Genomic DNA, 13,330 nt, shown 5'->3' with positions numbered 1-13,330 from the left:
ATCAACTTTAAGCATATAGGTAAATCCACGATGCTACAAATGTGAGGTCATTTCATATTATCTAAGACAAATCGGGATCTGTAGAGACTTGAGGTTTTCCGGTGAAGAAACTGACAGAGAATATGATTCGTTGGGCTGAAAGCAAACTTGGCAGCACAGAATATGCAGGTTGGTGTCTTGCGTTTATCGAGGACTATTTGGCAATCGAAAAGTTAACAGCTCTGACCGGAGATCATCCGGAATATCTGGGCTGGGTGACGCTCAAACGTGTGTTGGATCAAAAACCATATTAGGGACGTGGCAGGGAATAAAAATCTCGTACAAGACAGTTGGGAGAAGTGGGATGCATATTGTCAAAGCAGAGGAAAATCAGATAGAAAAAATCGTAGATATGTCTGTCAGAGCTTTTGAAACAGATGTAAATGTTGGCGGAGTAAAAGGAGACTGTCCGCCTGAATTTGATTCAGTGGAATGGCATAAACAAATGGCCCGGGAAGGGCATTTGTATCAGGCAATGATAGGAAAAGATCTGGTAGGGGCAGCCATTTTATTCCAGGATGAAACAAATAACAGCGTATACATTGGCAGGATATTTATTGACAGCATCTATCATAGAAAAGGTTACGGAATTCTTTTGATGGAATGCATAGAAAAGGAATATCCATGTGCTGCTGAGTTTAATCTGGATACTCCATGTTGGAATGAGCGGACAAATGCTTTTTACAAAAGATTAGGTTATCGTATCATAAAAACTGAGGATGGATTCGTCTTTTACCGGAAAAGAAAAAGTGAACCCGATCAGGAATGCTGATAGTCTATAAAAATCATCAGTTATAAAGGCTTAACTAAACAATGATCAACAGGATGATGAAAGACAGCGGCAATAAGGCTTATATCAAGGATCTGGGACGCCTTGACCAAAGCGCATTGTCATCTGAAATAACAACGATCTCAGATGTGAGTTACATAGCTGATGATGACCCCGAACAAACGCTGGACATATATTTCCGTAACGATGGCATTGTTAAGCCGGTACTGATAGATATTCACGGCGGGGGCTTCATCTCACACGATAAGAAGATAGACGGCGTGTTTGCCAATGTGATGGCACAGAACGGCTTTGTGGTCTTTGCGCTGAATTACAGGCTGGCATATCCGGAATATACTGTTTTTGACCAGATAGAGGATATAGATAAAGCCACGCGCTGGATATATAAAAATGCTTCCTCATATGAAGGCGACGCAGGTGATCTGTACCTTGCAGGTCATTCGTCTGGCGGCGTAAATGCCGTCGCTGAAAGTTTGCTGAGTATTTCGCCGGATATGCTTTCTGATTACGGATTCGAGAAGAGGGACTATATGTATAATGGTCTGCTGCTTGATTGCGGACTTATGCATTTCTATAAGAACAGTGTTGCATATAATGGAATGCGAGGCATGGTCTTCCCGAAAAGGTATAAGAACGACGTGCGTTACAGGCATCTGGTGTTTGCGGAAAACAGCGAAATAAGCAGGCTCCCGAAGACTGTGATCATTACTAATGAGTCTGATGAATTGAAAGATATGTCACTTTATTTCGACGGGCTGTTGAAGAACAGAAATGTTGAACATATACTTTTCGAAAACGGTTCGAAAGGACATATGGGAGTGATCTTTGAGCCTAAAGCCGACGGGATGAGACTGTTAGGTGAAGTGTCGGAGTATTTGAAAGGATAGCAGTACTGTAAATCGTCAAGATAAATAACTTAGGTAAATCAGAATTTGCAGGGAGAATCATTTTGAGAAAAGGAATACACATCTTATATTTTATTACTGTCGTAACAAGTGCTTTAGTGGGACTTTGGCATTTCTTTGTTCCGTGGATGTTTCAATGGTATGATTATCTCCCGACACAATATGAGAATCTTATAGTGGGGATAGATTATACCAACTATTGTTTTTCATTGTTGCTCTTTGGATTAAGCCTTATGCTTATATTTTTAGGTAAAAGAGCGTTAGCCATGAATCGTGAAGTGATTTATTTCTATTTTTTCCTCACAGTGGTCTGGATATTCAGAGCGTGTCTTGCCAGCTTTATTGAACCATGGCCGCTGCAGCCGATCCCTGCAGCTGCGATCGGACAGTTAGTTGCTTCAGATGTATTGGCGGTAATGATGATAGTGGTTAGTGTATGTTTCATTAAAGAACTTCGACATAAATAAGCAGATTCAGTTTTGTCGTGATGTTAGGAATCAGCAGTTATTTCTTTTGAGGATACGCACGGTATCCGTCAAATAATGGAGCTGTCTCAACATTGAGTTTCACCAAAACGTCACGAAAATGCTCACTTTCGTGACGTTTATTTGTAAATGATCCAACGATTCCATTAATCTATTCTAATTGTTTGAAAAAACAGCCTTCAATTGTTATCATAAATTAAACGCGTTCAATAATAGGAGAGGCATATGAAAAAGACTTCACGGACGGGGCTTTATCTGATCCTGATCGTATTATGTGTAATCGGTGCAATAGCAGGAAGTTTCTTTGATCTTCCTGTATCGAAGGCGCTCTATTTGGGAGATTCTCTTCCTGCAAAGATAATCAGCTTTTCTACAGTCATTATCTTTTTTGAGTCATGCATTTTATTCTTGGGAGTTCTATTCAGGCAGTTGTGGGTAAGGTACAACCGGATTTCGCGCAGAGTGATCATAGGTCTGATCTTTTCTTATCTTTTCTGTTCGACTGCGACTTTGGGTGGTGCTAAGATACTGAATGATCCTTTGATTGCGGGGCGTTATTCTGATCTGGCAGGCACTTTGTGGGGCAGCTTCATCGTCGGCTCTGTATTCTGCATTACTGTCTTTTTGTTCGGATTTTTTATAAACGGCAACAGATATGATGCTGATAAGATAAAAGTACTGATCAGACTTATATTAGTCTTTACTATAGGCTTCTTGATTGCACACTATCTGAACTGCATGATCGATCGTCAGTCCTATTCATTGCTCATAGCAGAAGGAAACCTGGAAGGCTATATGCCTTGGTACAGCCTTCCTAAAGGCAGCAGGCTCCTGATGTCATTGTCAGATCTCATATCCGCACACCAAGGCTCCTTTGTCAGCAGTCATGCTTTATATGCAGTCCTGTTTATAATCATATTTCCGTCGTATTCGCTTGTGTTTCCTGCATTAAAGAAGTTTGAGAAGCATTTGATTGTGCTTGCAGGAATCATATCTGTAACAGTGATCCTGATAAGAATGTTGTCGGGAAATAATTATCTGACTGATATATCATTCGCCGCACTATACAGCTTGAAATTCTGCATGTCTTATAATGGCGTCGAAAAGACGAAAAAGGCCGGTAAATTGGCTTCGCGGTTCCATATCGTATAATGGTATGAAATATCATCAGTAATATGAATGGGGAAAAGAATGGAAAGTTGTGATTGGTGCAACCTATCTGAAAAAGACAAACAGTTCCAGGTGTACGAGGGTAGATTATGGTTTGTTTTCCTTTCAGATGAACAGGATTATATTGGACGATGCATTTTGGTATTAAAGCGACATTGCAATTCAATGTCTGAGATGACAGATGATGAATGGGAAGAACTTCGCAATCTGGTTTGTAAAGTGGAGACATGTTTAAAGGCTGTTTTAGGAGCAACGCTATTTAATTGGAGTTGCCTGATGAATGATTTCTATAAGGAGGCAGCTCCTGATCCTCATCTGCATATTCACGTAAGGCCGAGATATGATAAGCCCGTAATACTTAACGGGAGCACTTATACTGACAGCGAGTTTGGCCATCATTATGCGTTGAAAAAGAGCGGGGATATATCCCCTGAAGATAAGGAAGAAGTGTTTATTCGACTAAAAGAATGGCTGAATCGCTAAATTCCGAATATTCTTAACTACATAAACGAAGTCCCCGGAGATGTGAGCTCCGGGGACTTTATTTTTCTGTTTTTGTTTTGCTTAATGAGGAATATCCAAGTAAAATCTAAATGAAATTGCATATTCGATGGGACTGCCAAGCCCGATAGATGTATCAGTTTAGTATCGTGAAAGGAGCAAACGGTATGAATAAGCTAATAGAAGAAAAGGCAAACAGCGTTTTAAAGCTTATGGATGAAAAGAAAGAAGAGTTCAAGGATGCCAAGGAAATGAAGGAACTTATCGATTATATCGATTGCACGAGGGTTGATGTAGTACTGAGATTCCACGCAGATGATCTTGATGAGGGATGGCTTAAAGCAGTCGAAGCCGACATCAGTAGGCTCGAACGTTCGTGTAAGGGAAGGGCAGGTCTTCTGGCCCCGAAAGACCAGGAAGCTTACGACAACTTCAGGAAATTTTTCCTGGGACCGTGCGATCTTCCGCCGGAAGTGCAATAAATACAAGGCAGATAAAGGGACCTGAGATTGGTATCCCGCTTCCAGGACAGAATCCATAAAGGAAGTTATCTTACTGCTTTCAGTGAATTATACAGAGGGCTTTGGAATGAGAATTCCGGCCCTCTTTCTTTGTTATTCAACATGGCTTATCAAATGTGTTGATTAATCAACGGAACGGCTAAGCATTACTGATTGTTTGATGTAATGCCGCCAGTGATAATGAAGCCATAAAACAAAGCATTATCAACAGGAGGACTACAAAAATGAAAAACACAGATATGACTGAGCTCGATATGTTTCAGCTCGATACGGTAAACGGCGGTACTATAGGTCAGGTAACCTGTGACAGCGAACTTCTTCACAAACTTGGTCTTATGGATGAGGAGTTCCTGACCGCTGAGGTTATGTTCGACTGGACAAACTGTTCTGACAAGGTCGATAAAGCCTGGGCAAAGATCGGTATTACTTGTGACAGTTATTATAACTACAACAATTATTACTATTATCAAGGCAAGGGCATTTCCTGGAATGAAGCACAAAAGATCGCAAAAGACAAAATGATCCAGGGACCTAAGATCGGCCCTTTACACGCATGACGCAAACCACGGCTAAAATCACGGCTGCTGCCGTGGTTTTAACCTGCTTTTTGAAGTTTTGAATTCAAACCTCGGCTAAAACCCCGGTACACGCTGGGGTTTTAACCGTGCTTTTCGATAATGAAGTGTCTCAAGTCTGAGTAATGCAGCTCGGCTTTAAAATGATTCGGCAATTATTGATGCTGCTCTTTTTCGAAAATTATTCGGCAACTATGCGGCAGTGCCGAATCATTTGCCGTATTTTTCGAGCACTAACTTGGAAAAATCTTGCAAAAATAAGGCAGAGCCGAAACTCTGCCGATTTTTTTAAGCCCTGAAAATGCCATGAACACATTCCTGTGCCAATGAGCAATGCAGGCTGGCACTGTCGATTAGTAAACATTACGATGCCGAAATGTTGAATTCAGACAGATTTTCTGCAGGTAGATGTATACTGTAACAGGGGTGCATATGCGTAACGAAGACATCATTGAGATAAATAAGAATTACTGGAACGGACATGCGGATCTCTGGTTCGGAACGACCGCGCTGCCAAAGTACGGCGTCTGCTTTCCGACGGAGGATGACCTTAATCTTTTCGGTGACGTGAGCGGTGCAAAGATGCTCGAAATATGCTGCGGGAGCGGTCACTCTCTGCTCTACAACGCGGCGAGAGGCGCGGGCGAATTATGGGGCATCGATCTGTCTCAAAAACAGCTGGACAACGCCTCGAAACTTCTGGATGAAAACGGATACAGGGCAAAGCTGATATGCGCGAAGATGGAAGAGGATATAGACATCCCGAAGCAGTATTTCGACTTTGTATATTCTATCTACGGCATCGGCTGGACCACGGATCTGCAGGGAACCTTAGACAGGATCGCCTCATATCTGAAGAAGGACGGCATATTCATCTTCAGCTGGCATCACCCGCTGCATTACTGCATCGCATGGTCATGTGACGAACGGAAAGATGTCTTTGAGGATGATAAGTTCGTGATGACGAAGAGTTATTTCGATGAGTCTTATTTTACGATGCCCGTTCATGACAGCGAGATCGTCCTGCGCAACCGGAAGATGTCCACTTACATTAACGCTCTGGCTAAAGCGGGGTTCTTCATCGAGCAGTTCATTGAGGCGAGCGATACGGGAGCGGCGGATGCGGCGGACGTGAGTGATAAAAGGGTCAGAAAGGCCGGGATGCTGCCGATCTCATTCTGCATAAAAGCCAGGAAGATGTGAGATGTTATAATCTTATAAGGATGCGATCTGTTGAAGATCACGTTAGTGTTTATGGGGGATAACAGGTGCAGCAACTGATACTGCAGGCGCGGATAGGGATCTCAGGATACATCAGGATCTGACGGACTGGAGGGATAGATATGGGAAGACATTATCACAAGGCGATACCGATGAGGCCTGCTTATGATGAAAAACTCATCAGCTTTTCGTCATCTTTGGGAGATGCCATATGCAAAGGCAAGCCCATTCCTTATGCGGATAATGATGTCACATATATGCTCGATCTGCAGCATAAACGCATAAAAGAAAAGAATATCGAGATGGATTATGAAGTCTTTAAGTGGACCAATGATTCAGGTTTAGGAAATGCTTTCTTTGATGGAGAGGTCTGGTATGACGAGCATTATATAAGCACCGTGGGATTATCATTTCTCGGGATCAAAAGACGGATCAGGAAAGATGATCAGGTGATTTACCAGGATAAGCACAGGCGTGATTTTTACGCGACGATCACGAATATCATCTCAGGCTCTCAGCCTGATGACGACAGTTATGTCTGCCCGAACTGCAGTGCCGTCAGCACGATATCAGAACTGATAAACGGATGCCCTTACTGCGGAACACAGTACAAGATGGACGATCTTTTCCCGAAGATCACCGGCTATTATTTCTTCGATTCGCTCCGCTTGACAAAGAAGCAGGTGCTGATAGGCTGGCCCGTATGCACGGCTGCCTGCGCTCTTTTCGTATTGTTTTGCCGTCCTCTTATTGAATCTATTCCGGATGTCGCGGAGATCTTGCAGAGCTATTCTGATCCCGGCTATGCCGCATTCATACTCTATGGTCCGATAGCATGCATTGTTTGGGGAGGCTTTTTCTTCCTGCTCCTGCATTTGCTGTCCAAGTTAGCCAAAGTGATCGTCGACAGCGGGAGGATGGGTACTGCTAAATCCAGAGAGCACTTTGAACAAAGGATGCAGAATATAACTCCAGGTTTTTCTTTTGAGTATTTTAAGAACAAGGCGATATCTCTGATCAAGACGGCCGTTTATTCCAAGGATGAGAGCGAGCTTCTCTGCTACAAAGGAGAACCGCTTCCCTCTGAATTCAAGGATATTATCGATCTGAATTATGCCGGAACTTTCGGCCTTAAGGAATTTAACGAAGAAGACGGTATCATCTCGGTAATGACAAAATCGTATTTCGACGTGCTCTCCATAAAAGATAACACGGTAAGCCTGACACAACCTGTCATCAGCGCGACTTTCCGGAGAAGGACGGACATACCTGTCGACCTGAACTTCTCGATGACCAAGATCAACTGCCCCGCTTGTGCCAGGAGCTTCAATCCCGTTAAGAACAAGTTCTGCCCCAGCTGCGGCAAGGAATACGAACTGATCTCCGATGACTGGGTACTGGTAGATCTGAAGATGGAGAAGTGACCGGATGATCTGCGAAAAAAACGGCGGTTTTAGCGCGTTTTTTAAGTCGCGAACGATACAGCAAAAAAATCTTAAAAATTTTTTTCTCGACCAGCGAACAATTCGCATCTGTTAATCGTTAAGTAGATAGATGCGGATAGAAAGAAGGCAAAAGAGATGACCAGAGAAGAACTCGAGCAGATCTACAATGACGCTTATAAAGCCGTCTACTGGACAGCCATGTCACTCCTCAAGAATGAGGCTGACGCTGAAGATATCGTCCAGGATTCGTTTATCGCATTCATTGAATCTTATCCGGATATCAAGGATACGACAAAGGCAACCGCGTTATTGAAAAAGATCGCTGCAAACAAGTGTCTTGACCGCATTAAGCTTGCGAAAACAGATACTGTTGATGAAGAGTTCTTTGAAGACGTTGAAGCAGTCCCTGAAGATTTCCTTCCCGATTCCATAGTCGAATCGGAAGATGCAAGAAGGATCATCATGGATATCATCGAAAACTCATTGTCTGAGGATATAAGGAGAACACTTATCCTGTTCTACTTTGATGAGATGAGCACCAGAGAGATAGCTGAAGCGCTTGGCGTTCCGGAAGGAACAGTCCGCCGTCGTCTTAACTTTGCCAGAAACAAAATCAAGAAGGAGGTCGAGAAGTATGAAAAAGATAACAAGACGAAGTTGTTCGGTATGGCTCTGCCGTTCCTGAGCAAGCTTTTCATGAAAGAAGCCGAGCAGGTGCCTTTCAAGGCAATGCCCGCAAAACTTATATCTCTGTCCGCATCAGCACAGGCTTCCCATGCGGGAGCCGCAACAAAGATCGCTGCCTCAGCAGCAAAGAAAGGAACAGGGATAATGATCAACAAATATGTAGTCGGAGGCATAGCCTCAGCAGTTGCCGTAGGAGTTACAGCCGTAATCGTTCTGAATATAGTAAACAAGCCGGGTAGACCGCCTGAGACAGCTGAATCCACAGTGAACTCAGAGAATGAGGAAGTGAAGGATACATCTGTGAATACCGGCAGATCAACATCCAGAACTACTGACGGAAAAGGGTATTATGATGACGATGATGAAGCATATTACTACGTTCAGGATATGACTCCTGAAGAGATAGCGGATCTTTGTGTCTACTATTATGACAGTGCTCATAAATGCCCGGCGGACAACGTTGGCGAGTTTGAGCAATATCTTCTGGTAAAGCCGTATAAATTCAAGATAGACGATGATCACGATTCGGCGTATGCCTATTATTCGTCATATGTCAGAGACGGGATCGACCATATTTCCTATATGGATATAAGCGGCTTTGACCTGAAGAATGAGATCGATCTGGGCATTGATGTCATTGTCTTAGATAAGGACAGGGCGGTGGCAATTGTTGAAGCTATAAAGGATCACTATGCTGCTGCCGGAGCAGAGTACAAGGATTACGATTCGAAAATGTATGATGGCGGATATAAGATAGAGCTCGAGGATAAACAGACTTTGTACCTTTCTTATTCTGAGCTTGAATTTGATGGAATTACTTATTACGAGATCCGATTCTCAGTTACGTGATCCGGATTGAAGGAGATAAATATGAAAAAGAAGATATTATCAGTTTTACTCGTTGCAGCAATGGCTCTGTCAGGCGCAGCATGTGTCGAGGGTAAAGACATAGACAGAAATGGTGGAGGCAGGGATTCTGCAGCAGTTAAGTCCGGAGACATTATGGAGAATTACAGAGTTGACGGAAAGGGTAAGCTTTCCGGTTTGTCCGACAAGGGCATGAAAGCGGATACACTTGTTGTTCCTGCCGGATATGAGATCCAGGTCCGCTTCGATTTCGGTGTGGTCAAGCACATTACTTTCGAGAGCGATGACGACATAGATGTTACATATAGTTTTGCCAACTGCAAGGAACTGGAGACCATCGAGCTGCCTGCAAACCTGACAAAGCTGCCTTCTTTCTCGAGTGACGAGTCTTTGCAGGAGATAACGATACCCAAGAATATCACGGAAATACCGTATTACAGCTTTTCCGGGTGCAAATCACTTGAGTCGGTTACTATCTTGGGCGATGTAACGTCGATCGGCAGAGCTGCGTTTATGAACTGCAAGAGCTTAAAGACTATCAAACTGCCTGATTCTATTACCTTTATCGACCATCAGGCTTTTAAGGGCTGCGAGGTCTTGACCGAGATCACTCTGCCTAGCGGACTCAAGGAGATCGGGCAGCTTGCTCTGGCAGACATCGGCCTGGAAACGATAATCGTCCCTGAAGACATGGAGCTGGATAAGTGGGACACCAGTGCATTCGGCCAGCTCCATCCTTATACGGTCAAGGTCAAGGAAGGTTCCTGGGCAGATGTTCATTTCGATGAGGTTTTTACCAAGATGGCAGAAAAAGAGTATTATTAATTGCTTAATGTCATTTATGATCTGGTTGAAGATGTTCGAAGAGAAGACTCAAGGGGTTGTCTCAAAACAAAATGAGATAGCCCCTTATTGTTTCAGCAAGTGTGGCAGTTGCAGTTGATTGCAGAATTCTGACCTGTCTTTTCGACAGGTATCGAAATCGAAGTGATTATCTGCGTTTCGATACCTCGACTTTTGAAAGGTGAGATCGAAATTATCCCAAGATGAGGGTTTCTTGCGATTTGGGATAAAATTCGGACCGCAAATTATCCCAAGTGAAGCATATTTAAACTTTTGGGATAAATTCACCTCTGAAAATTATCCCAAGTGAAGCATTTTTAAGCTTTTGGGATAAATTCACCTCTGAAAATTATCCCACGGAGGCAATAATTCACGGTTTGGGATAAAATCGCCTGCAAGGAAAGCTACGATATCGTTTTCAGGAAAAAGTCTTCAAAAACGATATCAGCGGGAGATCAAAGATATCGTTTTCAGGAAAAAGTCTTCAATAACGATATCTGCGGGAGATCAAAGATATCGTTTTTAGGAAAAAAACTTCTAAAACGATATCAGTGGAAGATCAAAGGTATCGTTTTCGGAAGAAAAATCTCAATAACGATATCCGCGGTTCAGCCGAGGTATCGAAAACAAAGGATTTCCCCGGATTTCGATACGTTGAACTCCCGACAGGTATCGGAAACGGAAGTTTTTTTAACATTTCGATACTTTGGCCTTCCGGCAGACATGGCTGGTCATTAGCACATCCACTTCAAGGGGTCAGTTTTTCGCCGTTTACACGGCAGAAAAGCAGGTATTGGGCAAATGCCAGCCAAAAAGCGAAAGTAAGGGGCTGTACCGGCATTTTGATACAACTCCCTTTTTTCTAATCTGCAACATCTGAGCACATCGAAACTGAAATTGAGCCGTATCATCATATATGTTAAAATTTGCTGACAATTACCGTGGAGGAAATTTCATGAAACGGATGAAACTAAAGAGCTTAGTCTGCATTTCGGCATCGATTGCCGCCATAATATCGTTCACTGGTTTCGCACTGGCAGATGAGATAACGGAGAATGAAGATATCGTGGTCGCTGGAGATACCGTGGTCGCTGGAGATACCGTGGTCACAGAAGATACCGTGGCCACTGAAGATATCGTGGACGCCGAAGATATCGCACCCGCCGAAGATATCTTTGTTATCGAAGACAGCGAGGAGATCGAGATCAGCAGAACTGAAACTGATGCGAAGGAAGGCTGGTCACACGAGGGTGCTTACTGGTATTACTATGTTAACGGTAAGTATCTTACGGGACTTCAGAAGATTGATAATAGCACTTATTATTTCAATGTTGCCGGAAGGATGTGTACGGGACTTCAATATGTGGACGGACATTGCTATTTTTTCAGTGACAGCGGCAAGAGCCTTAAGGGCTGGCAGCAGTGTAACGGCAAATGGTATTTCCTGGACAGCAACGGTTATGCCTTAAAGGGCTGGCAGAAGATTGATAATAACTGGTATTACTTTGATGAATACAGGGAGAACGATCCCTACATGAAAGCTGATACCATCTATACCGATGCTGATGGCAATTCTTTTTATTTTGATCTCAAAGGCAAGATGTATTCCGGATGGCTGACCATAGGTAATAAGACATATTACTTCGGCAGCAACGGAAAGATGGCAAACGGCTGGACGGAGATCGGCGGTAAGTGGTATTACTTCGATACTGAGCTGACCCTTCATAATATGTATAAGGATGGTCTTTGTACCATTGACGGCTCCCTGTATCTTTTTAATTCCAATGGTTCAATGCATACGGGTTGGAAGGAGATCAACGGCAAATGGTACTACTTTGGAACCAACGGCAAGGCAGCAGTCGGAAAGACCAAGATAGGAACAAAATGGTACTTCTTTCATGAGCCTTCCTATTCCTATGAAACTTTAGATCCTTACATGCTTGCCGGTGTCAGCGGTTCTTTCGGAGGGAAGTTTTATGTCCTGGACGGAAACGGTGTCATGCAGCTGGGCTGGTACAAGATGGAATCCGACTTTTACGGAACCAGGTATTATTACCTGACGACGGAAGGTGGCGCTACAGGCTGGACCGAGATCGGTAAGAAATGGTACTATTTTGCTCCTTATACAAATGATCCGTATCTTTATGTATCCCAGTATTTTTCTATAGATAACAACTACTATTATGTGGATGAAAACGGCGTTATGCAGACCGGATGGATCAGTTATAATGGCAACTATTTCTATGGCAACAGCAATGGCGTGTTACACAACGGATGGCTTAAGTCGGGCGGTAAATGGTATTACTTTACCCCGAGCAGCTGCTCCGCTCCTACCATGCAGATCGGGATCAGAAGCATTGACGGAGATTTCTATTTCTTTGGAAAAGACGGTGCCATGGAGACCGGATGGCAGAAAAGGTACGAGACCGGCGATAAATATTATTATTTCGGTTCTGACGGAAAAGCTGTATACGGTTGGCAGAAGATAGACGGAAAGTGGTATTACTTCAACGAGCCTTCCGGTTCATATAAGGATCCCTATATGTTCAGAGGGAAGAAATACATGGACGGCAAGTGGTATTTCTTTGAGTACAGCGGTGCACTGGGATCCGGATGGGAGAAGGAAACAGACTCTAAAGGAAAGACCAGTTGGTATTATCTGAATTCCAGCGGTGTTATGGTGACAGGCTGGCAGAAGATCGGAGATAACTGGTATTACTTCTCCGAAACGGTCGACAGCTATTACACGCCTTACATGTATACGGATACTTTGATGCCCACCGAAAAGGGTGATAACGGCAACTATCTCAAGTATTTCTATTTCGATAAGGACGGCAGGATGCTCGCCAACGAATGGCACTACGATGCGAAATACGACTACTGGTTCTACTTCGGGAAGAATGGCGTGGCTGTAACAGGCTGGAATAAGATCGGTGGTGAATGGTACTACTTTAAGGATCCGTCCACCGGTTGGGACCCGTTTATGTTCAAGGACGGAGTAAAAGAGATCGACGGTGAGTATTATCTCTTTGACAGTAAAGGAGTTATGCAGACCGGATGGGCGCAGTATAAGAACAAGTGGTATCTTTCTGACAGCAAGGGCCGCCTTTCCTGCAAGACATGGAAGACCATAAATGGTAAGCATTATTATTTCGACGATAAATGCTGCATGGCAACGGGTTATTACAAGATCAATGATAAGCTCTATCACTTCGATGATAACGGCGTCTGCCTGAACTATGATGATTGACTGTATGTTTGTATGAAAAAAGACGGACTAT

The 13,330-nt window shown here is 43.5% G+C and carries 13 protein-coding genes; all 13 read left to right on the top strand.

Translation table 11 applies throughout. The features are described 5' to 3' along the window. Window positions 1-101 precede the first annotated feature (101 nt). The 13 genes from BO18_RS21415 to BO18_RS21355 all read left to right on the top strand — a co-directional run bounded on the left by BO18_RS21415 (window position 102) and on the right by BO18_RS21355 (window position 13,299). Complete coding sequence (locus BO18_RS21415) at window positions 102-293, top strand: hypothetical protein (RefSeq protein ID WP_034449568.1); 192 nt, start codon at window positions 102-104, stop codon at window positions 291-293. A 50-nt stretch (window positions 294-343) separates the two neighbouring features. Continuing rightward, window positions 344-811, top strand: a complete 468-nt coding sequence (locus BO18_RS21410; RefSeq protein ID WP_034449566.1) for a GNAT family N-acetyltransferase — start codon at window positions 344-346, stop codon at window positions 809-811. A 41-nt stretch (window positions 812-852) separates the two neighbouring features. Beyond that, window positions 853-1,716 (top strand): alpha/beta hydrolase, encoded by an 864-nt coding sequence (locus BO18_RS21405; RefSeq protein WP_034449565.1) that lies wholly within the window; start codon window positions 853-855, stop codon window positions 1,714-1,716. Window positions 1,717-1,778: 62 nt separating this feature from the next. Further along, window positions 1,779-2,201 carry a hypothetical protein gene (locus tag BO18_RS21400; RefSeq protein WP_034449563.1) on the top strand — a complete coding sequence of 141 codons (423 nt, stop codon included), beginning with the start codon at window positions 1,779-1,781 and terminating at the stop codon, window positions 2,199-2,201. Window positions 2,202-2,444: 243 nt separating this feature from the next. Next, on the top strand, window positions 2,445-3,371 hold the full coding sequence (locus BO18_RS21395) for a hypothetical protein (protein WP_034449561.1): 927 nt from the start codon (window positions 2,445-2,447) through the stop codon (window positions 3,369-3,371). Window positions 3,372-3,410: 39 nt separating this feature from the next. Continuing rightward, the gene (locus BO18_RS21390) at window positions 3,411-3,872 is read left to right on the top strand and encodes an HIT family protein (RefSeq protein WP_034449560.1); all 462 of its coding nucleotides are present in this window, start codon (window positions 3,411-3,413) and stop codon (window positions 3,870-3,872) included. Between the two features lie 185 nt (window positions 3,873-4,057). Then, on the top strand, window positions 4,058-4,372 hold the full coding sequence (locus BO18_RS21385) for a hypothetical protein (RefSeq protein ID WP_034449558.1): 315 nt from the start codon (window positions 4,058-4,060) through the stop codon (window positions 4,370-4,372). Between the two features lie 263 nt (window positions 4,373-4,635). After that, window positions 4,636-4,968, top strand: a complete 333-nt coding sequence (locus tag BO18_RS21380) for a hypothetical protein (RefSeq protein WP_034449557.1) — start codon at window positions 4,636-4,638, stop codon at window positions 4,966-4,968. 450 nt (window positions 4,969-5,418) lie between these two features. Then, entirely contained in the window at window positions 5,419-6,189 is a 771-nt protein-coding gene (locus tag BO18_RS21375; protein ID WP_051689031.1) for a class I SAM-dependent methyltransferase, read from the top strand. Between the two features lie 140 nt (window positions 6,190-6,329). Next, complete coding sequence (locus BO18_RS21370; protein WP_034449554.1) at window positions 6,330-7,631, top strand: hypothetical protein; 1,302 nt, start codon at window positions 6,330-6,332, stop codon at window positions 7,629-7,631. A 156-nt stretch (window positions 7,632-7,787) separates the two neighbouring features. After that, complete coding sequence (locus tag BO18_RS21365; RefSeq protein WP_034449552.1) at window positions 7,788-9,188, top strand: RNA polymerase sigma factor; 1,401 nt, start codon at window positions 7,788-7,790, stop codon at window positions 9,186-9,188. Between the two features lie 21 nt (window positions 9,189-9,209). Continuing rightward, window positions 9,210-10,031 carry a leucine-rich repeat domain-containing protein gene (locus BO18_RS21360; protein ID WP_034449550.1) on the top strand — a complete coding sequence of 274 codons (822 nt, stop codon included), beginning with the start codon at window positions 9,210-9,212 and terminating at the stop codon, window positions 10,029-10,031. Window positions 10,032-11,004: 973 nt separating this feature from the next. Next, window positions 11,005-13,299, top strand: a complete 2,295-nt coding sequence (locus BO18_RS21355; RefSeq protein ID WP_034449548.1) for an N-acetylmuramoyl-L-alanine amidase family protein — start codon at window positions 11,005-11,007, stop codon at window positions 13,297-13,299. Window positions 13,300-13,330: the final 31 nt, after the last annotated feature.

The sequence above is a fragment of the Butyrivibrio sp. AE2032 genome (assembly GCF_000702965.1).
This window is presented reverse-complemented; position numbering and strand designations above follow the sequence as displayed.